Consider the following 26097-nt stretch of genomic DNA (forward strand, 5'->3'; position numbering starts at 1 on the left):
AAATTAATGGTACCTAAAGGATATGGTTGTTTAAAATTTGCAGTAATTAGTACCAGCCCAACAATTTTTCCAACCTGGCAAGCGAATTGTTTAACTCAGCTGCTTGATTATGAGCATGCTGAATTGGCACTTATCATCGTTCCCGAATATAAACAAAAGAGGATGAGTAAGTGGCGTTATCTTTTAAAAAATTCTCGATTTTTATTCTGGATGTTGTTCTATAAGTATCTAGTCTTACCAAAATTAAAAGCTATGGTTCCTAGAGATATGAGCAGTACCTTGCAAAATACTGAAATAAAAAAAATTAAATTTCGCTCTTTTAATCGTAGGACACAAACTATTTATTGTGATGATGAAGACTTAAAAAATCTTAAGATAAGAGATTTAGATTTTATATTGCATTTTGAAGACAGCATTTTAAAAGGTGAAATTTTGAATGCTGCAAAATATGGGGTTTGGAGATTTCATTATGGGGCTCCTGAATATGATGGGGAATTACCTCCGGCCTTTTGGGAAACGTTCAATAAAAGCGATTCAATTACGGTCACATTGCAACGTTTGACTGAAGATCTCGATAGAGGCTACATACTGCATAAAGGAGAGTTATTTTGTAGCCTGTTCAGTTGCAAAGGGACTTACAGAACTAATCTGGATAGAGTCCTCTTAAGTACTACCTATTTCCCAAAACGAGTTTGCCAAGAACTAATTCATTCTAATACAGATATTGTTCGCAATTATCCATTTCAAGAAAAAAAAGTAGCTATAAAAACAAAACCCAATAATGGCGACATGTTAAAATATTTTTTTCATTTAAGCAGTCGTATTTATTCCTGGCTTGTAACACACCCTAAAATTACAATGATGAGTTGGCGAATTGGTGTTATTGAAAAGCCAATTGAATCTTTTGTTCAAACAACATCAATAGATGAACATTTAATAAAATATATTAATTCTGACCTAAAGAAATATTTTATGGCCGATCCTTTTGGAGTATCTCCCTATGAAGAGGGAACGGGATTAATATTATTTGAAAAATTTGATCAAATACAAGAAGAAGGGAAAATCTCCTATTTAAAATGGGATAATGGAAGGGAATTTCAGGGCGAAGATAATATCTTGGAAACTCCAGGACACCTATCTTATCCTTATCTCATCTGTGAAAATGGAGCGCTTTATTGTATCCCGGAGTCTTCTGCATCGAACGAAGTGTCACTCTGGAAGCGAGCAAACACTGGAAAATGGTATAAAAAAACTATTTTGATACATGATTTCCCCGCCGTTGATATAACAATTATGTATAGTAAGGATTATTGGTGGTTATTTTGTACCCATAAAGAAATGGGAGATAACTCCCATCTGTTCATTTGGTACTCTAAAACACTAACAGGCTCCTGGCAACAACATGCACTTAATCCAGTAAAATGTGATATTAGGTCCAGTCGACCAGCAGGAACGCCGTTCATTATAGATGATATAATTTATCGACCTTCGCAAAACTGCGCGGGTAGGTATGGGAAATCCATTATGGTTAATCGAATTAAATCCCTTAGCCCTACATCTTTTCAAGAAGAGTTTTGTTGCGAAATTCAACCGCCTTTGGGAAAACAAGGAATGCACACCATTTCAAAATTTGGCTCAAATGCTGTGTTAATTGATGTTTATTCCAAGCCTATATTTTCTTTTAGAAAATTAAAAAAATTATGGATTTAAAAAAATATTTGTGCCGTTTGATTCAATCAGTACTATTAAGATTTATGAAATTTAGCGAAACTATGGTTCCAAATAAACTGAAGCAAAGAATGAATTTTGTGGGGGAAACTCCATTTTTTTATGAAAGGGACAGGATCATTCCAATACCAAGTGTTTATTACAGCACTTTTTCTCCATCGTTGTAAAAAAGTAAAAAATGCGTTCCATTTGTTTGGTTCTTGAAATATTAAGGTTGCTTCACTAACAAGATCAATCCAAGTAATGGGGGAACATTTAGAACACTTCTTATAGGAAAACGGAAGTTTTGTATCGGTTAGAAATTGAAACTGGAGATAGGGGAAGTTACCACCAATACATCGAGTGATCCCAATTTGATCCCAACTTCTAAGGTTGGTTTCAATATAATAAGCTAATCCATTTTTTTCATTTAATTTAAATTCCATATTTAAAATTCCGCTTAACCTATTCTTTTGAACAAATTTTATGGCTAGCTCTTCTATCTCTGGGAAGAAACTTTCTTCAACCAAACAACCTGTGCCATATTTCCTGGGAAACTGATGAATTTTTCGTACGGTAATAGAGCTTATTATGTCACCTTGTTGGGTGGCTATCATAGAAACCTCTATTAAATTAGACTCTGGGCCTGGAATTATCTCTTGGATAATAACACTTTGTTGCGTTTTCAAAAGCTCGCGGACTAGCGGTTCAAGATCCGTTTTACTCGAAATTTCTATTCCTTTTTCTTGAATATTTTTTTTCCAGGTAGTTGAGTCAGCCCCTTTTACTAATAAAGGGAAACTAAGCTTTTCTAAACGCTTAAAATCATCATGATTTTTGATTTCCCTTGTCCAAGGTATGTTTAAACCTGCATTTAACGCTAATTGACTCTGTACATTTTTATTTTTGAAGAGAAGGGTTATTTCCTTTGAGGGTTGCTCAAATAAAAAATACTTTTTTAGTATGTCTTCATTTTCTGCTATCCAATAGACAAATAGATCTGTAGTAGGAAAGAGTACTGGGCGACAGAGGCCGGTCCAGTTATTATCCTTTGTAAACTTGAGAAGAAATTTTAATAGTGTATCTTCACGTCCTATGGGATAGGGGATCTGATGAACCTTGCATTTTCGTGTGTGTACCCCGATTTCACCCGAAGAAAAAGTTGAGAAACCGATAACATTAACTTTGGCATCTGACAGAAGATGTACCACAGCGAGGCCTGCATCAAACAAACCTAAAATAAAAGCAGGATTATTCAATTTATAATTCTCACCTTTAATTAGGTTGCTCATTGATTCATCTCCAAAGACAAGATTATTTAATAAATACAATAAATTAAAATAATGGGTTATTGTAAACCGTTTAATTCTTATCTATCTTAATTAAGTTTTATAGTGGTTTATTCATCCATTTCTTTACAAAACCGAATCTTCTTCGCATAAAAATTGAACTTCGATATTGAAAACCTGTTTTTTCTATAGCATCGCGGAACGGTAAATTACTTGCTAAAACAAAAACATAAATAGATTTAATGTCTTTGAAAGTAAATGCTTCATGTATCATATGAGCAAGCATTATTTTATAAAGACCGTTTCTTCTAAATTTTGGATGTATCGACGCGTCATAAAATACAATGCTTTTTTCAGGAATAGTAACTGAATATTGGAAAATAGAAAAAAACCTGCAGTTCTTCGCCATCCAAATATAAATTGCAAGGTAATTATCAATAGCCATAGTATAGATATATTCCTTTGCGTTGAATCGTTTTAATGCGGTTGATAAAAAAACATATTGATTGTGCCATGGTTCACAATGGAGTAAATCAGATATTGAATTGCATTTGACTCGTTCATCAGATTTAAAACTCGGTGCAGAAGGCCGCTCAAATAAGTAGATACACATTTCGTTATCTTCTTTAATCCAATTTTTTATTCTATAAATTAATTTTGCAAAGCATAGACTGGATACCTTATGAATAAAGGATCTAACTTTATTTAAAGAGCTCTTATAAGGTTTTAACAGCTTTTTCAAACCATCAAAAAGCGTTACAAAGAAACGTAAAAAGGAGGATTTATAAAGGATAACTTCAGCAACTTCATCATGCGCATTGGCAAAACGCTCTTTCCAAGGATCATCTCCAGGAGTTAGATCAAACTGTTGATAGCCCTGGCTAATAAGGTACTCGCCTAATTGCATTAGATGCAATTTTCCAGGTGAATATTCTGCTAAAAATGGAGAGCTGAGTAACAAATCCAAGTGTACCATCTTGTTGCTAATCATTCCTATCATGGCAGCAATAGGAGTATTGTTAAGATAAGTTACTGTAATGCTGATTTTATCAGGAGCAGAGACAAATAAATGTGTTAAGAAAGAGCGTTTTTTGTCGTCATCTCGAAAAGGAGTAACTTGATGAAGTGCACCTTGACGAAAATCATAATAATTTATTAACTCAGGGAAAACTCGCTCTAACTCAACCAATTCAGTAATTTTTAAAAACTTCAACTCCCCTAATTTTTTGAGATGATTCAATTTGCTTTTATTTTTCTTTTTCATAAAAGACTTGTTCAATTCATTGGCATTTAATTGGATTAAAGGCCTATTCTTTTTCCGCACAATAAGATTATAAGTTATCTCGGGGATTGACTGAAGAATATGAAGAAGAGATGGCGGAAGATAGGTAAATTTTAGTATTGAAAATCTAAATTGATTTTTCAATGCAAACCATGCCGTTCTTATAAACCAATCAGATACTTCAGGTACTGCTAACCAGGCATGATATTCTGCTTGAATCGTTCCGGCATGAGCAAGTGTGTTCGTTTTTAAGGAAAAAGCAAGAGTCCATAAAGCAGTGAGGTCATTGTCTTTGTTCCAGGAAGTAACCAGCACCGGTTGCCATTCAGAATCATATACTTCATACCAAGAGCAGACGAAATCAGGAGATTGATATACAGTGCCATACAAACAGGAATCATATAAAATTGACCATTTTTTTATAAATTCAATATCATTCAACAGCTGCTTGGCTTGGTCTCCAACAGTTATTTCTATGCGACCATTCATGCTTTATTTTCTCCGCAGTAAATAGAAAAATAAATCGCTTTATTTTTTTGCTCGCTGGAATAATTTATTCATTAAAAAAAAGAACCCATCCAAGCCTAAACTCATTTGCCCCATCAAGGTAAATGGATAAATTCTGATCGTTAGATACTGATGTTTGTCATTAGTCCAATAGTTTTTCCAAGGATCATCCTGGCCAAGAAACTCAAGGGCTTCCAGACCTTGTTCAAACGAGTATCGTATTGCTTCATACTCAAGAAGTACTCCTGGAGAATATTTTGCATAGGCTTCATTGTACGCAGTTTTTATGGACCATAGACGGTTAAAATCTTTAATGCGTAATAACGCTCCTGCAATTTTATGATTAATTTTTAAAAAAAAGAATTTCAAAGCGCCTTGTTTTGCCTTTTCTTCACAGTAAAGAGATAAGAATTTCTGCATTCGGCTATCACACAAAATAGCGGTACCATTTCTTCCCTTCCAGCCCGATGCTTCAATTTGAGTAAACAAATTAAAATAATAAGGCAATTTCGAAATGGACGGGGTTATTTCTTCAACTTCTATCTTGCCAACTTGAGCTTCTGCATTTTTTCTTTTACGCCGAAGATTATATTTTTTGGTGGAAGATAAATTTGTCTGAAATAAATTCCAGGAGGTATTAATTGACAGCACCGGAGACAAAAATCCATCTCGCTTCAGAACAAAGCATCCCTTTTTATTCATCTTTAGTAAGGTGGAAACCTCTAATGAATCCGATCTTAAGCCTGTTAGAATAATAGGAACTTTTAATTTAATAATAAACTCAATTAATTCTTGAAGTGTTTTTTCATTTCTGTAAATCAATCCACTTGGTTCATACAAGAATGAACCTAATAATTCTAATCTTTTTATGCCATGATTTTTCACTAAAACAAGTGGTGCAATTGCATCGATTCCTTTACTTGATTTACTGACAATAATTTGAAGCTGTTCAGGTTGATAAGTCGCAGCACATGCAGCGAACCACTCATTAAGCAATAAGGGATTTTTGAATCGTTTGGCTAATTCATTCCAGCTTGAGGCCAAAAATTTTAATTCTTCTAAATCATGAATTATTTCTATCATGATTGGTTCCATGTTTCATAAAGTATGACAAACTCCTTTTTCAATTATGGATACTTCATATGATGACTGTAATCCATATCTTATGCTCTTTATACATTGAGTTTAGTTTTTTCTTGGGAATATGCAAAATAGGTCAAGCGTTAAAAATGAGGTGTGTTTGAGTATTGCCAAGCATCATGAATAATATCTTTTATTGTATATTTGGCATGCCAACCTAGCAATTGGTTGGCTTTGCCTGGATCGGCAATCACGGAGCACAAGTCTCCTTGACGGCGTGGTTTAAAATGATATGGGATCTTAGTATGAAGTTCATTTTCCAGAGTGTTGACTAAATTCAATACTGAGCTGCCCTCGCCACGTCCTAAATTAAATACATCAAACCCTGAATGAGCGTCTAAATACTTTAATGCATCCAGATGTCCCTGAATCAGATCCATAACATGAATATAATCTCTAATTGCTGTACCATCAGGGGTAGGGTAGTCATTACCATAGATATTTAAATATTCTTTTCGTTTCGTTGCCACTTTAAGCAGCTCTGGGAAGATCCCCGAACTGTTTAATAATGATTCGCCAAGCAATGCAGAGGGATGTGCTCCGGCCACGTTAAAATAGCGTAGCGATATGGCTGAAAATTTTTTTTCAGCACGACAATAGTCATTTAGCATGGTTTCAAACATGAATTTTGAATGACTATAAGGAGAGGATGGATTACACACTGGAAATGTCTCTTTATAAAGTTTATCTCCCGCATCTATATAAACAGCAGCTGTAGAGGAAAATAGAAATTTATTGATATTGTTTTTTTGTAATGCGTTCAATAAGAAAAAACTCGCGATGACATTATCTCGGTAATAATTCAGCGGTTGATGTATTGAATCATAAACATTTTTTTTAGCTGCAAGATGAACGACAACATCAATGTCTTGGTTTTTAGTAATAAATCGAGCTACTGATTGTTCATCACATAAATCGAGTTGCACAAAATTACATTTTTTTTGGCTCAAAGTCTCGATTGCATTTAGTGTCTTTATGGAGCTATTTGATAAATCATCAACCATAATCAATTCATGGTGATTTTGAAGTGCTGATACGCAAAAATGACTGCCTATATAGCCAGTTGCTCCTGTCACTAAAAGTTTCATATATAGTCCCTTCAAGTATTGTCTGTATATTTACTCCAAAAACGCATTAATCATTTCAATGTTTTGTCAGTGTTGCTCAAACTTTTAATCACTATTGCCGGCACTCCCGCAGCTAATACATTGGGTGGTATATCTTTGGTAACGACACTTCCAGTGCCAATAACACTATTTTCTCCAATATGTACACCCGGCAATATTTTAACATCTTGACAAAGCCATACGTTATTTTCAAGAATAACCGCTGCGACACTATCTTCTTCATCTGGAAGACGAGCCTTTCTACTCATGGGATTAGAAGAGTGTCCGGAATACCCTCTTAAAATACATCCTTCACCGATCAAACAATTATCGCCAATAACGATTTCATTGCCGATATAAAACTCGGCGTTATAACCAATATAAACATTATTCCCTATTGATAATCTGGGTCTTACATTAGGGCTGGAGCGTCCTACGATTACATTTCTACCATTGATAATACAGTTTTCGCCTAATGTAATACTAGGATAACCTAATACAAAGGGCAAAGTTATTTCTAGCTTAAAGTATTTGGGTTTTGATTCAAGTAATTGCATAAAGAGTGGTTTCCAGTAAAAAAAAATTAATAATTTTCTAATGGCATTTCTAATAAAAAGATGAGTCAATAAAAGTGGTTTAAATAATATTTTGGGTGCTGGTAACGATATAAAAGGTACTCTAACAATAAACGTATATAGAAAGCGGCTTAATGGATTTTTTCGTGACTTGATGTACTGTTTTAGGTTATTTAGTATTTGCATTTTTATCTGATTTTGAAAGTGAATTTTATTATTGAATTAATCCATTCGTTTATTTTACTAGGTAATTTCATAGGATTAATTGTCAAAATACGAACACCGTTTTTTTCAATAAAACTCAAAAAAGCATCCAACATGAGCATGGTTTCAATAGTTCTTTATACTATAAAGATAGCAGCAGACTGTGCTGCATGCCAAACGATAGCAAGAAAAATCAATCTTTTAAATTGATGCATTGGATCAATCTTATGCTATGATGAAAATAAGATTTTTATTTCCAACTTACACGACGTCTATAACATATGGGAATTGTTCTAGTCAGAGGGGTACTCTACATTAGAAGTATTTTAGTGTGAAATTAAAAACATGATCAATCGATGGACAAATGAACGGTTAGGACAATCATTAATCGCTATTGGCGTAGCCAGTTTAATATTTATCCTCTCTTTGAATTTCACTTATGGCTTTATTTTAGCCCCGTTCGCTATCATGATGTTGGTTTTTGCTCTCGCATATCCTTACTTGTTTGGCATTTTGTTTTTTATATTAAGCCTATTTCGTTTTCATGAGATTATTCCAGGACTTTATTCACTTCATCTGCCATTATTTTTTGCAATTTTAGGCATACTTAGCTTAAGTATCAATGCTCAATTAGGGCGAGTAAAAATTTATTGGCGTCGCGAAATGACCTATTTTATGCTCTTCTTTGTATGGGTGAGCACGAGTATGGTATTGGCTTATAGCCTCCAAACATCTTTTGACTACTGGAAGGATACATACATTAAAATTTTTATTGCTTTTTTTATGATCACCTGGACGGTGACAAGCGAAAAAGCATATAAGCTCATTGTGTCTTTGATTGTATTAAGCGGTATTTCGCTCTCGTTGTTGACGCATTATTATTTTGCAGAGGGTAAACATCTCGTGGAGGTAGTAAGAGCAACTCTTGGTGGTTACTCTGCAATCGCAGACCCAAATGATTTAGCTTTAACCTTATTATTTCCCTTTAGTTTTTGTTGTAGTATGGCCGTAAGCACCTCAAGCTCCGTTCTAATAAGATTCAGTGGTTTTTTTGGGGCAATCATTATTATTGGCGCTATTTTTGAAACTCAAAGTCGTGGCGGATTAATGGCATTAATAGTTATCATTAGTTATTTTGCTACACACCAAATAAAACCCAAATCATTAGTTATTTTTTTAACTATGTTTATGATGCTTTTATTCTATTTGTTTACCAGTAGCCTATTTGTCCGTGTTGGAAGTTTGGAGCCGGGAACATTTGATGAATCGGCCATGGGACGCATTTATGCCTGGGAAGCGGCCATTAATATGGCAATACATCATCCTGTTTTTGGTGTTGGTATCAATGGCTTTCAAGATAATTATTACAATTATGCTATTGTATGGGATAACCAACAACATGCCGTGCATAGTAGCTGGTTGGGGGTGCTCGCAGAATCTGGTTTTATAGGTTTAATCTTATTTATTTGCTGCGTCATTGCTGCAATAAAAACTGCACAAAAAAATATTGTATATATTACAGAAGAGCATCTAGAGCAATTTAAGCAAAAAACAATTTATCCGATTTTGGCACGAGGATTGTATTCTGGACTTATTGGTTTTTGTATTTCGAGCACTTTTCTAACCCAAGGATTTACTTGGCCTTTCTACATTTTTTTTGCTCTGACTATTGCATTAGCACAAAGCATCGATACAACGATTGCCGATAATGTGGGTAAGGCTTGATGAAACAAATCGTATATTATGGAATAGGTCTTGTTATTGCAAAGCTTGTTGCTATATTTATGCTGCCAATAATGACAGGAATATTAAGCCCTGCTGAATATGGGACCTTGGAAATTTTACAAACCTTTATTAACATTTTACTCACCATTTTTTGTCTTGGACAGGGGGACGCAATTTTTCGTTTTGGAGGTATGGCTTCAACAAAACAAGCTATGGACAGTATTTGCTTAAATGCTGGATTTCTGGTTTTCTCAAGCAATCTCTTTTTGTGCATCCCAATGATTTTATTTGCAAGCCAAATAAGCTCTATGCTTCCTGGCAATACGAATTCTTGGCAAATCGTTTATTTAGCTTTACTCATGATTCCAAGCAATATTTTAGTGGTCCAACTTGATTGGCTTCGGCTCCAAGAAAATGCACTAGCTTTTGTTTGGACCAATGTAATTAGAACATTTATTCAAGCTGGACTTGTTCTAATAGTATTATATGCTGGTTATGGAGTGACCGGCATTATGTTTGTTTCCGTAATTTCTAATGTATTAATTTTTTTATATTTTCTTCCAACTCAATTAAAAGGACTCTCACAAGTCGATCTTAATATTCAAAAGCGTTTATTTCTTTATGGAATCCCTTTGATTTTTGCAGGATTAGGTGATTTTGTAATCATGTCATTGGATATCTGGTGGCTTGGTTATGCAATAGGAGCTGCTGAAATGGCCAAATTTGCTTTGGCTATGAAGTTTGCAATGGTAACACTTTTTCTCATACAACCATTTACGATGTGGTGGTACCCAAAACGTTTTAAATATATTAATCATCGTGATTATTGTGCAAAAACAACTGAACTTGGCGTTATTTTGGGAATGATATGTGCTTTTTCTGTCACTTTAGGCGGCAGTTTATTTGTTCATTTATTCATTTCTAAAAATTACCAAGACGCTATTTTGTATTTACCTCTGTGCGCTTTTATTTTTCCATTGAAAATTGCTGGAGATATAATGAGCATGGGATTATTTTTAGAAAAAACAAAAAAAATTATGTGGATTAATAATATGGTTGCTGTATTAACGATGATCGGATTTTATTTTTCCATCCCATTATGGCATGTTTGGGGGGCACTTTACATTTTATGTTCAGTACTCTGTTTAAGGTGGCTTATATTTTTTTATTACAGCCAAAAAGAATTATATTTACCTTATCGATATTTAAGATTAGGCCTTTTTATCGTTGTCTATGCTGTTTGCCAATCAAGTATTTGGCTTATGGGAACAGTGACAGCCTATGTTATTTATGGGGGAGGATTGTGGTTATTTTTAATTGCTATAGCATATTATTTAAAATTTATTCCCCCTTTGACAGTTCTCTTAAAAAGTTAAGATCGCTAAGAGTCCAAATTTCTAACATTTCTTGTTAATGACTCTTGATCAAGTCGACACAAGAAGACTTATCTTCAGATACAATTGAAGTAGGTATTTTTATCGCCGCAGGAAAATTTCGTTGTATTGTTGTATTATCAACTTTAGTTTCGTAATAGTCAGGATTCCCAGGAGCTACTCCTGTGTAAAAAATCCTTTTTCCATTTAACTTATCGAATAAACTTGGCTCATAATATTGGGCAATATCCTTTTCACTATAACCAAACAATAATAAAATTGTTGGAAAAATATTGAAATGTGATGCTTTATTGTAATTATTCAGGAAATTGTTCTTTGCTAAAGAAAGAAACTTGGTATAACTATCACCTAATGCAAATATAATTAGTGGAACGATCCCCTGATAGACTATGTTATTCACAATACAATGCGTTGCTAAAATTCCCTGTTCCCTCAAAACTTGTCCATGATCTGATGTGTAGATAATTATTGGATTATATTGAGCAATCTGAGGTAATAAAGTGTTGAAAAAGTGATCGACATTCCATTTTGTGGAACTATAATAATTCAAACGAAGTTGGTCTACGGCGTCATCACTATTTTTATCTTCTACAAATGTTTTGGCTATCCCAGGATCAACTTGAATAATTGATTTTTCGTAGGGGAAATGGATCCCACTCTTGATGACATAGATAAATAATTTTTCTTGAGTATTTTCTTTTAATAGACGAATAATTTCTTCAGATATCTTAAAATCTATTTCTGGGTGAGTGACATTTGGATACTTGGAACGTATTTGAATGGTTTTGTCTATCGACTCAAAATCACTTGAGCGAAGATAGTTTTGTAATAGTGAACCCATGGTTTGCCCGTCGATATATATCGTTTTATAGCCAGCATGTTTAGCAAATTGGAAAATACTGGGGTTTTTAAATAATCGAATTGCCATCTCATGCATCTGATTTGGGCGAATACCTGTTTGTAACATAATATGGCTGGATGCAGAGCAATTTCCTGAAGAAGTGGCTATTCCATAATTAAATATACAACTTTTAATTTGTTGTAAATAAGGGGTGGTCTCAATTTTAAAACCATTAATTGACAGCACATCTCCACGGACACTTTCATCAACAATAAATACTAATTTGTTAACTTGTTTTTGAGCGTTAAAATGCCAGGTTACAGGGGCTCTTTTGCCTCGATAAACGGGTAGGGTTGCTGCAGCATAAAATTGAAACGGAACTTTAACAACGACTGGAAAGTTTGCAATTGATGCTTTTGAATGATTGAATTCGATATATAAAATACTTAACACAACGATCGGAATTAACGAGGTATAGTATTTACCAATTCTTACCCCACTTAATTTAACAATTAACCAGATTAGCATGGTGTATGCAAGTGCAATCAACATACCATAGCAAATGACATAACTATAAGAGCTCATTGCTGCATCGACTGCCCCAGATCGCTGCATTTCTATCAAAATAGTATTTGCATCGTTTACTTCGAAACCCAATCCAGTATTAAAGTCTAAGCCACTGCCATGCAACTTTTGATAGATAATAAATAAGGAGAAGGTAGCAAAAGTAAAACAATAAGAAAACCATCGAATCGCCTTATTCTGTGAGACATAAAGCAGAAAAAAGGCGAATGAAAAAATACAATTAAATAGAAAAGGTCTTAATATGAGTTGAGTTGAATAATCTTGGTGAACCATTCTAATGTAGTCAACAATACCTACACCAACTTGAATGTATACAAGAAAAACCAGAATCCCAGCAACCATAAGTTTAATGATCCCTGAAAAGGGCTTACTGGGCAATTTTTGTTTTTTATGCATATAAATTTGGTCCTTAATTTTTTATGCGATGTTTATATTTCAGTGTATCAGGGCTTTCGAAAAAAACATCCTCAATCCACGTATTGCATTATCCTAAAAAATGCAGCAGCCATATAAGATCAACTGTTTTTTTTAGGATTATTGAGTTTTGCAATGGGATACAAATCTTTAACTGGACGAATATATCTATATTTTTTCATAGAGTTGATAATAATGGCTTATTAGCGTATCAAAATTGAAATTTTTAAGGATAAACTCACGAGGCTTTTCAGTTTTTTGGTTGATTTTCACACAGGCTTCGGCAATTGCTTTAGGGTTTTGAGAGGGGACCAATAAACCCGATTCCGGATCAACTTCCTCAGCGCAGCCTCCAACATTACTGCATACGACCGGAACACTACAGGCTTGGGCTTCTAGCAAAGCAAGGGGCATCCCTTCGTTCAATGAAGGGAGACAAAAAATATCGCAAGCCTGATAAAATAAACGCATAGGCTCAACCATACCCAATAGGCGTATTCTATCTGATAAGTGGAGTGTCTGAATATGTGTTAAAAGAGTCTGATATAAACTGCCAATGCCTGCAATAACCAAGTAATAATCTAATGGCATAAGACGAATGGCTTCTATTAAATAGATATGTCCTTTGACTGTTTCTAGGCGTCCCGCACTGCCTATGATCGTTGCTCTCTCAGGTAACTTGAAGTATTGGCGAGCATTTGCTTGATTTCCGGGTATAAAATAACGTGTATCTACTGCGTTAGGAATAGTGCTTATATCCATTTTAGGAAAATAACTTTTTAATTGTGTATATACATCTTTTGAAACAGCGACTAAATGAATTTTTTTGTTCCAGTTAAATAAAAAATATTGAATTAACCAATCCTTGTAGCGTTGTAAGTGCCATATATCGTGTTCTGTATGGATGTGCCTTATCGATGCGCACTGAGAGCTTGCTAAGCAACCATAGATTAATGGACCAATATGATGTGTATGAATCACTGAAATGCTTAAAGTGCGACAGATGTCTTTAACAAAATTCACGGTTCTTAAGCTAAACCCTTCTTTTTTATCTGCAAAAAATAAATTGCTTTGGTATTCTTTTAGTTTTGGCCATTGACAAAAAGACTCTTCTGATGGGCCTTCGAGTGCAAGAATGTAAACGTTTTTAACATCATGGCATAGCATTGAAAAAACGAGATGCTCTATGCCACCATATTTAAGTCTCTGGATTATATGGAGGATTTTCATGTATGCTCTCTATGTCTGAGAAAGAGGACATGTTCTAAAATTCAGGAAGCTTACGAGACCATTGCTCATGCTAACTGTTCCACACGACAGATAACTTTTATATCGCCTATTGCTTCGATATCTCGTCTACGGCGTACCGTGTTATCCATAAACTCAAATATTATTGCAAGGCTAAATCCAAGAAAAATTCCAGAGAAAATACCAATTATAAAGAAAAATAATGGAGGTCTTGCAAGTGATTTTATGGGTTTTTGTGGATATGCTACAATTTGAGCGCTACTAGACCCATTAGTTTGATTTAAATTGATAGTCATTTTTAACAGATTATAGCGGTTTAAAAGATCGCTATAGGCGTTTTGATTATTTTTTACTATTTGATTTAGTTTTGATATGGTTTTACTGGTAGTATCTATGAGTCTTAATTTTTTATTTATGTCTTTTTGCTGATTACTTAAATCACTGATTTGTTGAGTTAGCCCTTTAGTTTTAAGTTGCATATCGCGCAGTTTTTCTAATTGTGACGTTAAAGTTGGGTTGGGCTGTTCGTTTTTATTATTAGACGGGACAATAGCCATATTCCATAACGCCTGGATGGTATTGTCGTCTATATTTTGATATTGTTTGTACAATTTGTCGCGCTCAGCTCTCAGTAATTCTCCGCGTTGAATAAGTGCTTTGACACCAGGAAAATTATCTGTATAAGTAAGTCGCATTGCGAATAGTTTATTCTCATTTTCAAGAATGGCATTTTCAATTTGCCCAATTTGAGGGTTCAGTTTAATGATCATGCCATACAGTTCTTTTTGCTCGGTGAGCAAGGTATTGTAGCGGATTTTGTTCTCCCCTAGTTCTGATGTAATCTCACGTAAACGGGCAAAATATATATCACGATAGGCTGGGGTTAGATCGGCATGCGTATCCACATAATGATTTAGTGTGTCAATTGATTTATTAGTGGTTTCTTCTTGATTTTTTAGTTCATTTTCCAAAACGATTAAGGATGAATTAGTAACACTTAAATTTTGAGCATTTAATCGTTCAATTAACTTATTACCCAAAGTATTTAGAATATTGGAAAGGTAATTTGGACTGCTTTGAGCCAGATCGATTTGTACCACATCTTCTCCAACTAAAGTTATCTTGAGTTTTTTCTTTAACTCATCTGCTGCTTGTTGGACAATTTTCTCACTGGAGTTTGCAGGTACGAGATTGGTTTCAACCACTGTTTTTTCTAAAACACTCGGTGAGCTAAGATAAGCTTTTAACCCCGCGAATTGTTGAGTGATATCAATGGTGTTACTTACATCTTTCAGTGACGGTGTTACAATTTTATTAATAGCAATAGAAATACTGGCTTTATAAGTCTTAGGCAAGAGTGTGGCGCTTAAAAGAGCAAGGAATGGGGTAATGAGAATACACGTCACAATCAAATATCTACGCCGCCAAAAGGCGTCAAGATAGATGTAAAGCGCATAATAATTGTCAGTTATTGCTTCCATTTTTTCATTTTCTTCCGTGAGATTTATGCTAAAAGCCTAATATAAACACAATCAGGTTTTTGATTTTTTAAATAAGCAACCTTAACTTCTTTCACTCGTTTACTATATCTGCTTTTTATATCTTCTGCACGTTTAAAAACGGGTGCTAAATTAACGACTTGATTTTTTTCACCACTAGAGCCAAAACTAGCATATATTTTATATTCATCAGGATAAACAATCTTTTTCAACATCGCTTCTACTTTCTTTACTTGTGCAGGACTCAGATTTGTTTGTCCCTGTTCGTATTCAAGTTCAAGGAAATAACTTGGCATTTGTAAGGCCGCTTGTTTAACATGAGAATTTTGTTCTTTTTTTTGATAAAGAACTTGGGCATTCGAGAATACCCTGTCGGAACTTATCTTTGAATTTGTGCAGGCACTTAGGCCAAATAAGACAACAAGCCATAGTTCCTTTTTCATAATTATGCTCTACTCCTTGGGCGCGATATTTGAAGTGAAAATTTATCTTTGTCAATCAAATGACTTTGGTTTTAATCGTGAGACAAAAAATATAACATAAAACCTGTTGTTACACCAAATTGGCACTGATTTATTCTTTGTAAAACGCTTCAATTTTAGACACAACGATTGATGTGGAAAAATTTTTTATGATTCTTCCTCTTGCTTTTTTTGCCATGATTTGACGTTCTTCCATTGTTTTTAAAAAATACGAAGAGATGCGTTCTTGCATTTGCTTTAGATTAAAGCATTCAATAATAAATCCGGTATTTGATAATACCTTTTTAACAGCCCCCACATTAAATGATACTACTGGTATGCCCCGAGACATTGCTTCAAGTAATACGAAAGGGAGTCCTTCATAGCTCGAGGTAATACACAATAAGTCAACTTTAGGCCAAATCCCCTCCATATCAAGTACATTGCCATGAAATTGGACATGTGCTTGATACTTATTTCGACACTGCTCCAATAAGGGTCCAGCACCTACCATATGCCACTCAAAATCAGATGATGTTTGTTCTGCCAGCTGACAAAAGCGTATGGGGCCTTTTTCAGGACTTACTCTTCCAATAAAATAAATTTGAAATGGTTTCGTCGTTCTTAATGGGTTAGGGTGTTCTGGGACGTCAACAAAGTTGGGGATTATTTTCGCTTTACTTGGAAGATGTTTGGCAATCTCTGAATTAATACAAATGTTTTTTGAAAGAAAACTAGTCCAGCGATCGAGAAAATTGTATAAAATAAGCCTTCCTATCGGTTTTTCACCCGCATGAAACGTTGTAACAATAGATGCTTTATTGAATATTCCGAATAGGCGAGCTAATATGTTCGCCTTATAGCCATGCGCATGAATTACATCGGGTTGCTCTTTAAGTAATAGACGGAAGAGCGCTCTATATGATTTGCAACCATGATAACGAATATTCTTTTTCTCACAAAGAGTATATAAAACATTATTGGGATAATCACAAACAAAGATAATGCTGCAATCATGATTTCTCCTAGTTAATTCGTCACAGAGATTTATGACATGCGTTTCAACACCACCAATATGTTTCGAGTCAACTAATAGTCTAATCTTCATATTTAAATCTCTTATGATGTTCCAGGCATTTTGACAACTTCAAGGTGGCACTTATGATACAGAGAATTTACATTTCAATACGATCTCCTTTTCAATGGAACGAGGACAAATCAAGCAATTGTTTTTCTAGAGCTAATGCCCTACTATCCCAACTTTGATCTTTGACCAGATTTTTTCTAATTTCTTCTTTGTTATCACCTAAGGAAGCTACTATTCCATTGATGAAATCATCCGTGTCTTTGGCAATATATATGTTTTTTTTATACATATGCAAGGCGGGAATATTTGTGGTGACAACAGGCTTTCCTGCTGAAAGATATTCCTTTATTTTTAATGGATTGCATGCTGCGGTTACTTGATTGTTAACAAATGGAATCAACCCTACATCCCAATGTTGGGAATAGGCCGGAATATCAACATAAGCTTTAGGTCCCAAATAAAAAAAATTGCTTAATGTTTCTAATTTTTCCAAATCAATATTTTTTGGTCCAATGAAAACAAAATTCCAGTTTTTTAAGCGAGTCGCACACTGGTAAATTAGATTAATATCAACCCAACTGCAAAGGCTTCCATAGAAACCTGCAATTGGCTTTCCTGTTGGCAAATCATCTGGTCGTGCATAGGGTTTAGTAAAAAGATCGATATCAATAGCTTGATCGAGAAAATGTGTCTTGTTTTTAGGCATTTTTTTAGCTAAGACTGCACTGGTTACATATATTAGAGCTGCTTTCTCGATTAACTGGTTCTCAAAGTAATCAAGCTTAGGAAGAGGAGGTTTTACTAAAGCAGAATAATCATCACAACAATAGTAAACGAGAGGACAATTATTAAAAATTCTTATAAATGGATAGGCACTAGGTAAGGTTAGCCAAATAATGGGCTGTTTCATTTTTTTTAGGGTCGTCTTAAGTTGTTTTTTTAGAATGAAACAATTTAATGTGTCAATTATTGGATTGCCAATAAAGGGGATGATCAATGGGTGAATTACGGTAAGATTTTCAGGAAGAGATATACGATATTTTGATTTTTTTCCCAGGACGAATTGAGCTAATTTTTCTAAAACTCTTTTAAAGTAAGAAATACTCAAACTGGGTTTACGCAAGCCAATGGAATTAATCCAGGTAACGTGCCAATTTTTTTTTAACAAGGCGCTTATTAGACTCTGAGTGCTGCTCGGGAATCGTCCCCAGTCTTCTGCGAAGACTATAAGTGTTTTATTCGCATTCATAGTGTTCTCAAGATCAAAAGATTTTGATGAAATAATCATCTTACTACAGAAGCTATCTGTAAATATAATTGATCCTCAACATCCATATAAACTAACTCATTATTGTCTGGGGACATTGGAGCGTAGTTGTCACACCCAATCAATATCCCGTTATGATAATTATTCAGGAAATTATACGATTGGGTGGATTAGCATCGTCTGATTAAGCCCCAATGATTTTAGCTTTCTCAATGGTTGCCCATGCAATCCGATTAATTCTAGCGCATAACCAGCCATGCGCAATCGTTTGAATAAAAATACAAGAGCGCCAATTCCCGAGGTATCAATTCTTGTGGCTTTGCTTAAATCAATAATGATATTTCTATCAATATGCTCGGTTAATTCATTAAAAATGGGTTGAGCATGCAAGCTTGTTACTGTATTAAAAGCCCCTGAAATCTTAATTAATATGTTGTTATCAAAATATTTAACTGAAATACTCATGATGTTTACATCGTGTAATCAATGCGGACCTTAATTCTGATTATAGGATAAATTAGTGAGATGAATATGCTCTTGAAGAAAATGTCAATTCTAGAAAAAATCATCGACACTTTTAAATTTATTAAATTATACTTAATTGTAATTTAGTGTAATTTTGTCTAATTCAAAAAATTTAATCACATATACCTAAAGACAGATTGTGCAAAAATAGAATATTTAACCCGCATTAAAATAATAACATTTGAGAGAAAAATATGGGTGTTAAAACGTTCGCTATATGTCTGTTCCTTCTCTTCTATCATCATATTGGCTACCCGTTATTACTCACCTTTATTGCAAAAACACGAAAGCAAATTCATGCGGGAAAAAAACTTCCTTTGCACCAATTTATTTTTATTATTCCTATGTATAACGAAGCAAAATATATTGCTAAGAAAATAGCGAATTTGGCAAAAATATCCTATCCTGCCGATCACTATGAGGTTTGGTTGCTTGATGACGGCAGTGTCGATAAAACAGCAAATCAGGCCCAAGCGGCTATAAAAAAATATCCCCAATTAAAAATAAAAATTTTTTCATCACCAACCAATCAGGGAAAAGTTGCTTGGTTTAACCAAATTATTCCTAATATTGATGATGATTATATTGTCTTTTTTTCTGATGTTTCGGCAACTCTATCCCGTAATGTATTACAGAAAGCTAATGCTTATTTTAATAATCCTCAAGTAGGCGTCTATTGCACGAGTTATAAGCTACGAAAAAAAGAAGTGGAAGGAGAAAAATATTATTGGCAATATCAAAATGATTTAAAGGCTAAAGAATCCAAGTTGGGCACACCGATTGGCTATCATGGAACTGGATATGCTCTTCGCAAATTACTTTGGAAAAAAATTCCTCCTAATACAATTAATGAGGATTTTGTAATTCCTCTGCAAGTTATTGCACAAACCTATACGCCTAAAGATATGGGTAAAATGTCTTTGTCTATTAACAAAAACAGTAAACAAGGATATAGAAATAGACTCTTTAAAGTTACTGGAAAAAATTTTGTTACCAAGAGTATCCAAAGGATAAAACAGGTATGTAAGAGTTTTATGATTAGAAAAAGTTATTGGGGGGTTTATGATTCCTCCTGTGCGTCTGTAGAAAATGAAATTTCAACAATAGAAATGATTTTTCAACGGCGGATTCGGCTGGCCGCTGGGAATATTCAACAAGTTTTCCTTCTTTTTAGGATTTTATCACCGAGACAAGGTTGGGTTGCCTGGATGTTCTTTAGTTGTAAGGTACTGCGAATATTTATGCCATGGTTGTTAATTCTCCTATTCATCAGCAATCTGTATTTAGCTCATGATTCATTCATATTTTTAATTTTGTTAATCGGTCAGATTCTTTTTTATTTCAGTTGTTTGTCTAACGTTCTCTACAAAACCAAGATCACGGAAATCACCAGCTATTTTATTTATGGACATTTTGCAATGCTTTTAGGCTGGTTTTATTTTTTTAAGCTTAATAAGACGGGGCGCTGGAAACGATCCAATCGAGCGGTAAGGCACTACTACATTCATCCTATTGTTTACATAGGGAAATGGTTTATGGATAAAGTTTTTGCATTGACAGGATTGTTGCTACTGCTGTGTATTGGCCCATTTGTTGCAATAATTATTAAAGTTTTTTCCCCTGGCCCTATTTTTTATAAACAATTGCGTGTGGGGCTTAGTAATGAAAAACAAACAAAGATGTTCCATTTGTATAAGTTTAGAACAATGAACATTAATACACGCTTTAGACACCGTCGTTGGACAACCAAAAATGATCCCAGGGTATTTCGTTTTGGTTCTTTTATGCGTAAGACTCATCTTGATGAGCTTCCACAAGTCATTAATATTCTTAAAGGAGACATGTCATTGATTGGTCCTCGCCCAGAACGACCCTCGCTATTTCCTTATATCGTTAAAAATATCCCTTTTTATCAAGAGCGACTATTTGGAGTGCGTCCAGGGTTAACTGGTCTTGCGCAAGTGAGTTGTCATTATGATAGAACAATTGAGGACGTAAAAAGAAAAGTTGCAATCGATCATGCTTATGCAACTTATTTGACTAAGCCATGGATTTGGTTTAAAACAGATATGTATATATTAAGTAAAACGATCATCATGATTTTATTTGGAAAAAGTCCCTAGAAAACGTATTATATCCTTTAAATATAATTATTTTTATTTGTGATGTCCCGCAGTTTGATAAGGAAAGTTCTCGATGGATTTTTAAGGTCATTTGTGATACCGCAGGATACAGACTCTCTAGAAAGTTTGAGCAGGAAATATGAGTAATGGTTAAGGAAGCGAATACAATGACTTACCGATATCCAATTAAATGGTATGTGAATTTGGGCCTGCTTTTCTTTATCTTATGTCTTTTAGGTTGCACACCCTATCCGCCAGCTTCCACTGGAGGATATGCAGCACACTATTACTTAATACATTATCCTCTTCGAAATCCAAACTTATCCTATCGACCAGAAATCCAGAAATATGGTCCTTTACGTGCCAAACTCGATCAATTATACCGGAGTAAAGTATGGCGTTGCTATCCAGCACGCATGGTCGAAATGGACCTCTTGGCACAGCAAATTGCTCAAGAAATTGTCGCTGGTTTGTTGCTGTCCGCTCGACGTGATATGAATTTACTAGAAAATAATATAAGAATTCTTTGGCCACTTCGGGAAGTAAAAGGGTGTCCTAAGCTTAAAAACGATCAATATTGGCAAATATTGAAGGCGAGGATTCAATGACCAAACGTTTGATTCGATATCTATTGCTTTTCTGTTTGAGCATCACCACTGTTTTTGCAGCTGAAGCAGATGAACAACTGTATCCAGGTAATCTTCTTAGTTTTTCTCTTTATGGAAATACAACGCTTTCAAAAGAAGTTCGTATTGATCCACAAGGCCATATACAATTACCCGATGTTGGACAATTCAATTGCCAAGGACAAACTCTATCCAGTTTGCGATTGTTAGTAGTGAATAAGTTACGCACGATTTATAAGAATGCCAATGACTTAAGCATTTCAAGAAAGAGTGACGAGATTTATGTTCAGGTACTTGGTATGGTTCAAAATCCTGGGCAATATCTTGTGCCGCCAAATGCCAATATTCAAATTGCAATACGAAAAGCGGGGGACTTGCTTGATGGGGCACAAATGAATCAAATTCAGCTCCGTCGTAATGGAAAAGTCACTGTTATTGATTATAAAAAATATCTTGACTCTGGAAATAACTCTATTTTGCACCCGCTTAGAGCGAGTGATGAGATTTTTGTGCCGAGCTCACAACTCGTGAGTAATGTGAAGGTAGATAATCGTTATTTAGTACCCAAACAAGATATTGATGTTGCTACCCTGAAAGACTCCATCAAAATTTTTGGGGCGGTAACTAAGCCGGGTGTGTATGCATATAATGCTCAATTTTCAGTACTTGATTATCTTCTCAAGGCAGGGGGTACAACCTATTTAGCGGATACAACACAAATTAAAATCATTAACAATGCAACTGCATCCGTTTTTAACATGAGTGAATATTTAAACACAGGCAATAAAAAACTCATTCCTGCCCTTAGTGGTGGCGCTACAATTTTTATTCCGCAAACAAGTGAAACTGCAAAGCCTGGCTCCACCACAATTTATGTAATGGGACAAGTGCAAAAACCAGGCACTTATGAACTAGGCAAGAATGCTACGTTTATGGATGCCGTTGCTAATGCGGGGGGGCCTGACCAATATGCAGAAACACGTAAAATTCGTATCATTCATAGTGATGGAACGACTGCAGATTTTGACCTTCAGGCATTTACCGAGGGGCTCACAGCAGCAAAACTACCTGTTTTGCGTTTGGGTGATGTGATTTATTTTCCTCTAAAAACGGATCTGAATGAGAAATCATGGCTGAATACGGCCCCCAATCGTGCTATTAAAATTATTGGTGCTGTTCAGAAACCCGGGCGATATGACTGGGCTGATGAAATGTCGATTATGGATTTAATTTCCAATGTTGGCGGACCAACCAAAGATGCTGATACAGCGCATATCCGTATCGTGAGTAATGACAGTAATGTTGCCCCGGTTGAATTTAACTTAAAACAGATGATTGCTACCGGCATTGGTGCAAAAGGATTACCCAAACTAAAGGCCGGTGACACAGTTGTAGTACCGGAACTTGCCAGTACTCCTTTAAATATAAATCAGTCCGTTAAGATATTAGGAGAGGTATTCAAACCGGGGGCTTATACCTATAATCCGAAATATAATGTAGTCGACTATTTACTTTTAGCTGGGGGAATTACCCATTATGCGGCTCCCGAACAAATCAAGGTTCTAGATCATGAAACTTCTGTGGTGTTCAATTTAAAGGATTATCTAGAGACTGCCAAATCAAGCCATATTCCTTTAATCAATCAAGGGGCTACTATTTTTGTTCCTGTGACTACAAGCCAAATGCAAGCAGGTGCTCAAACAGTTTATGTGATGGGACAAGTACAAAAACCAGGTGCATATGAACTTCTTAAATCATCAACGTTTATGGATGCTATTGCCAATGCTGGGGGGCCGGATCATTATGCGGAAACACGTAAAATACGCATTATTCATTCTAATGGTACGGTAAACTTTTTTGACATGCAGGCATTTACTGATGGATCAGGCACAGCAAAGCTCCCTATCCTTCAAGCAGGGGATGTTATTTATTTTCCTCTCAAAACGGACTTGAATGAGAAATCATGGCTTCATATCGCTCCTAAACGTGCGATTAAAGTGATGGGTGCAGTCGAACGGCCTGGGAGATACGAGTGGGCCGATGAAATGTCTATTTTAGATTTAATGGCTAATGTTGGGGGGCCAACTAAGAATGCGGATACGGCCAACGTTAAAATTATCGGCAATGACAATACAAAACCGCCGTTGGTATTTAATCTAAAGCAAGCCCTTGCTAAGGGAGTTGGTGCTGAAGGGTTGCCGGAACTTAAAGGCGGTTATACCGTTTTTGTGCCGGAAATGAATACCATCCCTCTTGATATGAAAAAAGCCATTAAAATTTTTGGAGAAGTATTCAAGCCCGGAGCATATGCATATAATCCCAAATATACGCCAGTTGATTATCTGCTTTTGGCTGGAGGACCAACTCATTATGCAGCGCCAGATCAAATTAAAATTATTGATGACAAGACTTCAGTGACTTTTAATTTAAAAGAATACATGGATAGCGCAAAATCAAAAAATTTACCCCCTGTTAATATTGGCGCCACTATTTTTGTTCCCGTGGTTACTGAAGAGGTAAAGTCGGGACAGCCGATGATCTATGTTATGGGCCAGGTTCAAAAACCTGGAGCCTATGAACTGGGTAAAAAGTCTACCTTTCTGGATGCATTAGCCAATGCAGGGGGGCCAGATCAATATGCCGATCCTGCTAAAATTCGCATCATAAGAAAAAATGGTACGATTGTTCTTTTTGATATGCGAGCTTATGTAGAAGGACTCCCTAAAAAAACATTACCTAACATAGAAGCTGGAGATGTGATTTATGTTCCTCAGAAAAGTGTAGAAGAAGAGCGAGGATGGTTAAGTCTAGCTCCTGGACGAGCTGTGAAGGTGATGGGCGCGGTGAAACAACCCGGACGATTTGAATGGTCTGATGAAATGAGTTTAATCGATCTTTTAGCTCACGCTGGGGGGCCGACAGACCATGCAGACATTGCTAACATCCGTATTATTAGCAATGAGCATGATAAGAAGGGACGGTTGATTACAAAACGTTTTGATTTGCGTAAGTTTTCTGAAAAAGGCGGTGAGTTATCTTCTGTGCCAGTAATTAAGGCAGGTTATACCATACAAGTTCCAGAACTTCCTCAATCACCTATTGATAATAAAGCGATGTGGACCCAGATCGATAAAAAGAATTCGATTTATATTTTTGGTGAAGTTGGAAAACCAGGACGCTACAAATTTAGTAATCAGCTGAATTTTCTTGATATTTTATCGGCAGCTGATGGTCCTACGCCAAAAGCGGATTTACGCGATGTACATGTAATTGATAGGCAGGGTATTTACCCGCAAGTGGTACATGTGAATCTTGCGTTATACTTTCAAACAGGCGATTCGGAATTAATACCCAAAGTGTTACCTGGAGATGCGATTTATCTTCCACCAAAAAGTAACGATGCTGTTGAAATTAATACCAAGCATGTGGTTAAAGTTTTAGGAGAAGTTAAAAATCCCGGCCGTTATCGTTTTACCAGTGATCTGACGATTCTGGATTTACTTGCAGCTGCGGGTGGTCCAACCAACTCAGCGTTAGTTTCGAGAATTTTAGTTGTCAATATGGGAACTGGGCTGGAAGCAAAGGCGAGTGTCTTTAATTTACTAAAATTTTCAAAAACTGGCGATATCAGGATGTTGCCTGCTATTCGCGAGGGTGATGTTATTTATGTACCTAATAATGATGAAGATTATAGAAAACAAGTTACTCAATTCTTGCAAAATTTTGCAAATGTTGCACTTGTTATTTATTCACTAGGTTCTCTGAAATTATGACGCAATTAGCAAAAAGCAGTAAGGCGATTAATAAGCTCTATATAGAAATTTTGGCTCATGAAAGTAAAACTATTTGTTTTACCTCGCCTTTATTTACCGAAGGAATTACTACTATAGCCAGTGCCGTAGCAAAGGCTGCTACAGCTTTTGGCCGTAAAGTTCTCTATTGTGATTTTGGAAATTACAATACCTCGTTGAGTAAGCAATTGAACCTTGAATTCAAAGCAACCCAAGGCAGTATTTTGGAGCAAGCTTTTGATAATATTAAATACAGTGACAAGGATGGTTTTTACATAATGCCCCTTCCTGGTCCACGCCCTTTCGAACTCAGCTTGATTGAAAAGGAGATGTTAAATGATTTGTTTAATAAATTAAAAGAACAATTTGATTTAATCATCATCGACTGTCATTGCTTTAATAAATATCAACCACATACGATTTCAACCCGATATTTAAGCGAGGCAGCTAATGCAACTGTCCTTATCGTTCTTTCTGGTGTCACGACTAAAGAAGCGGTAGAGGAAACAGTGGAAGAAATGAAAAAAATTGGTACTCACCTAATCGGTTGTGTCATGAATGATTTCAAGTATCCACGACTCATAGACGAACTTTATAAAGAAACCAGTCGTTTGGACCGATATGTTCCTAAATTTGCTGAATATCTTCGTCAAAAAATGCGTAATTCAGTTATATTAAATATGGAAATTTGATATCAAGGA

The 26097-nt window shown here is 35.4% G+C and carries 19 protein-coding genes; 7 read left to right on the forward strand and 12 right to left on the reverse strand.

Annotation, left to right across the window (positions count from 1 at the left end; translation table 11 throughout):
- Positions 1–6: 6 nt before the first annotated feature.
- On the forward strand, positions 7–1710 hold the full coding sequence (locus tag BW930_RS06135) for a glucosamine inositolphosphorylceramide transferase family protein (RefSeq protein ID WP_058467330.1): 1704 nt from the start codon (positions 7–9) through the stop codon (positions 1708–1710).
- Between the two features lie 35 nt (positions 1711–1745).
- On the opposite strand, the gene BW930_RS06140 is transcribed toward BW930_RS06135, so the two are convergent.
- The 5 genes from BW930_RS06140 to BW930_RS06160 form a co-directional block, all read right to left on the reverse strand.
- Positions 1746–2966: a hypothetical protein gene (locus BW930_RS06140; protein ID WP_131756819.1), complete on the reverse strand. Its 1221-nt coding sequence runs from the start codon at positions 2964–2966 to the stop codon at positions 1746–1748.
- A gap of 130 nt (positions 2967–3096) precedes the next feature.
- Positions 3097–4767, reverse strand: coding sequence for a GNAT family N-acetyltransferase (locus BW930_RS06145; RefSeq protein ID WP_058467332.1), 1671 nt, complete (start codon positions 4765–4767; stop codon positions 3097–3099).
- A gap of 39 nt (positions 4768–4806) precedes the next feature.
- Complete coding sequence (locus BW930_RS06150; RefSeq protein ID WP_162262995.1) at positions 4807–5868, reverse strand: GNAT family N-acetyltransferase; 1062 nt, start codon at positions 5866–5868, stop codon at positions 4807–4809.
- Positions 5869–6008: 140 nt separating this feature from the next.
- A complete protein-coding gene (gene galE / locus BW930_RS06155; RefSeq protein WP_058467334.1) occupies positions 6009–7013 on the reverse strand; it encodes a UDP-glucose 4-epimerase GalE in 1005 nt (334 codons plus the stop codon).
- A gap of 50 nt (positions 7014–7063) precedes the next feature.
- A complete protein-coding gene (locus BW930_RS06160) occupies positions 7064–7792 on the reverse strand; it encodes an acyltransferase (protein ID WP_058467335.1) in 729 nt (242 codons plus the stop codon).
- A gap of 363 nt (positions 7793–8155) precedes the next feature.
- Here BW930_RS06160 and BW930_RS06165 point away from each other — a divergent pair, with 363 nt between their 5' ends.
- Positions 8156–9535, forward strand: coding sequence for an O-antigen ligase family protein (locus BW930_RS06165; protein WP_058467336.1), 1380 nt, complete (start codon positions 8156–8158; stop codon positions 9533–9535).
- Positions 9535–10911 (forward strand): lipopolysaccharide biosynthesis protein, encoded by a 1377-nt coding sequence (locus BW930_RS06170; protein WP_058467337.1) that lies wholly within the window; start codon positions 9535–9537, stop codon positions 10909–10911. The genes BW930_RS06165 and BW930_RS06170 overlap by 1 nt, the downstream gene beginning before the upstream one ends.
- Positions 10912–10945: 34 nt before the next feature.
- Here the strand turns inward: BW930_RS06170 and BW930_RS06175 are convergent, their stop codons facing one another.
- The 7 genes from BW930_RS06175 to BW930_RS06205 form a co-directional block, all read right to left on the reverse strand.
- On the reverse strand, positions 10946–12751 hold the full coding sequence (locus BW930_RS06175) for a sulfatase-like hydrolase/transferase (protein WP_058467338.1): 1806 nt from the start codon (positions 12749–12751) through the stop codon (positions 10946–10948).
- Between the two features lie 186 nt (positions 12752–12937).
- Complete coding sequence (locus BW930_RS06180; protein WP_058467339.1) at positions 12938–13999, reverse strand: glycosyltransferase; 1062 nt, start codon at positions 13997–13999, stop codon at positions 12938–12940.
- Positions 14000–14064: 65 nt separating this feature from the next.
- A complete protein-coding gene (locus tag BW930_RS06185; protein WP_058467340.1) occupies positions 14065–15498 on the reverse strand; it encodes a GumC family protein in 1434 nt (477 codons plus the stop codon).
- A gap of 23 nt (positions 15499–15521) precedes the next feature.
- Positions 15522–15959: a hypothetical protein gene (locus tag BW930_RS06190; RefSeq protein WP_058467341.1), complete on the reverse strand. Its 438-nt coding sequence runs from the start codon at positions 15957–15959 to the stop codon at positions 15522–15524.
- 130 nt (positions 15960–16089) lie between these two features.
- Positions 16090–17085, reverse strand: coding sequence for a glycosyltransferase family 4 protein (locus tag BW930_RS06195; RefSeq protein ID WP_058467342.1), 996 nt, complete (start codon positions 17083–17085; stop codon positions 16090–16092).
- A 91-nt stretch (positions 17086–17176) separates the two neighbouring features.
- A complete protein-coding gene (locus BW930_RS06200) occupies positions 17177–18313 on the reverse strand; it encodes a glycosyltransferase (protein WP_064276647.1) in 1137 nt (378 codons plus the stop codon).
- Positions 18314–18484: 171 nt separating this feature from the next.
- On the reverse strand, positions 18485–18796 hold the full coding sequence (locus tag BW930_RS06205) for an STAS domain-containing protein (RefSeq protein WP_058467344.1): 312 nt from the start codon (positions 18794–18796) through the stop codon (positions 18485–18487).
- 254 nt (positions 18797–19050) lie between these two features.
- On the opposite strand from BW930_RS06205, the gene BW930_RS06210 reads away from it, so the two are divergent.
- The 4 genes from BW930_RS06210 (at position 19051) to BW930_RS06225 (ending at position 26088) form a co-directional block, all read left to right on the forward strand.
- Positions 19051–20979, forward strand: coding sequence for a sugar transferase (locus BW930_RS06210; protein ID WP_058467345.1), 1929 nt, complete (start codon positions 19051–19053; stop codon positions 20977–20979).
- Positions 20980–21146: 167 nt separating this feature from the next.
- A complete protein-coding gene (locus BW930_RS06215; RefSeq protein WP_131756817.1) occupies positions 21147–21587 on the forward strand; it encodes a hypothetical protein in 441 nt (146 codons plus the stop codon).
- Positions 21584–25378 (forward strand): SLBB domain-containing protein, encoded by a 3795-nt coding sequence (locus BW930_RS06220; RefSeq protein ID WP_058467347.1) that lies wholly within the window; start codon positions 21584–21586, stop codon positions 25376–25378. Before BW930_RS06215 ends, BW930_RS06220 begins: the two co-directional genes overlap by 4 nt.
- Positions 25375–26088: a P-loop NTPase family protein gene (locus tag BW930_RS06225; RefSeq protein WP_058467348.1), complete on the forward strand. Its 714-nt coding sequence runs from the start codon at positions 25375–25377 to the stop codon at positions 26086–26088. Before BW930_RS06220 ends, BW930_RS06225 begins: the two co-directional genes overlap by 4 nt.
- Positions 26089–26097: the final 9 nt, after the last annotated feature.

This window comes from Fluoribacter gormanii, from assembly GCF_900156395.1.
Classification (GTDB): Bacteria; Pseudomonadota; Gammaproteobacteria; order Legionellales; family Legionellaceae; genus Legionella; species Legionella gormanii.

Excerpts from the sequence above, each read along its gene's own strand:
- BW930_RS06225 (WP_058467348.1), top strand. The coding sequence starts at position 25,375 with ATGACGCAATTAGCAAAAAGCAGTAAGGCGATTAATAAGCTCTATATA.
- BW930_RS06170 (WP_058467337.1), top strand. The coding sequence starts at position 9,535 with ATGAAACAAATCGTATATTATGGAATAGGTCTTGTTATTGCAAAGCTT.
- BW930_RS06200 (WP_064276647.1), bottom strand. The coding sequence starts at position 18,313 with ATGAATGCGAATAAAACACTTATAGTCTTCGCAGAAGACTGGGGACGA.
- BW930_RS06195 (WP_058467342.1), bottom strand. The coding sequence starts at position 17,085 with ATGAAGATTAGACTATTAGTTGACTCGAAACATATTGGTGGTGTTGAA.
- BW930_RS06185 (WP_058467340.1), bottom strand. The coding sequence starts at position 15,498 with ATGGAAGCAATAACTGACAATTATTATGCGCTTTACATCTATCTTGAC.
- BW930_RS06215 (WP_131756817.1), top strand. The coding sequence starts at position 21,147 with ATGACTTACCGATATCCAATTAAATGGTATGTGAATTTGGGCCTGCTT.
- BW930_RS06135 (WP_058467330.1), top strand. The coding sequence starts at position 7 with ATGGTACCTAAAGGATATGGTTGTTTAAAATTTGCAGTAATTAGTACC.
- BW930_RS06165 (WP_058467336.1), top strand. The coding sequence starts at position 8,156 with ATGATCAATCGATGGACAAATGAACGGTTAGGACAATCATTAATCGCT.
- BW930_RS06175 (WP_058467338.1), bottom strand. The coding sequence starts at position 12,751 with ATGCATAAAAAACAAAAATTGCCCAGTAAGCCCTTTTCAGGGATCATT.
- BW930_RS06220 (WP_058467347.1), top strand. The coding sequence starts at position 21,584 with ATGACCAAACGTTTGATTCGATATCTATTGCTTTTCTGTTTGAGCATC.
- BW930_RS06190 (WP_058467341.1), bottom strand. The coding sequence starts at position 15,959 with ATGAAAAAGGAACTATGGCTTGTTGTCTTATTTGGCCTAAGTGCCTGC.
- BW930_RS06160 (WP_058467335.1), bottom strand. The coding sequence starts at position 7,792 with ATGCAAATACTAAATAACCTAAAACAGTACATCAAGTCACGAAAAAAT.
- BW930_RS06145 (WP_058467332.1), bottom strand. The coding sequence starts at position 4,767 with ATGAATGGTCGCATAGAAATAACTGTTGGAGACCAAGCCAAGCAGCTG.
- galE (WP_058467334.1), bottom strand. The coding sequence starts at position 7,013 with ATGAAACTTTTAGTGACAGGAGCAACTGGCTATATAGGCAGTCATTTT.
- BW930_RS06210 (WP_058467345.1), top strand. The coding sequence starts at position 19,051 with ATGGGTGTTAAAACGTTCGCTATATGTCTGTTCCTTCTCTTCTATCAT.
- BW930_RS06205 (WP_058467344.1), bottom strand. The coding sequence starts at position 18,796 with ATGAGTATTTCAGTTAAATATTTTGATAACAACATATTAATTAAGATT.
- BW930_RS06180 (WP_058467339.1), bottom strand. The coding sequence starts at position 13,999 with ATGAAAATCCTCCATATAATCCAGAGACTTAAATATGGTGGCATAGAG.
- BW930_RS06150 (WP_162262995.1), bottom strand. The coding sequence starts at position 5,868 with ATGATAGAAATAATTCATGATTTAGAAGAATTAAAATTTTTGGCCTCA.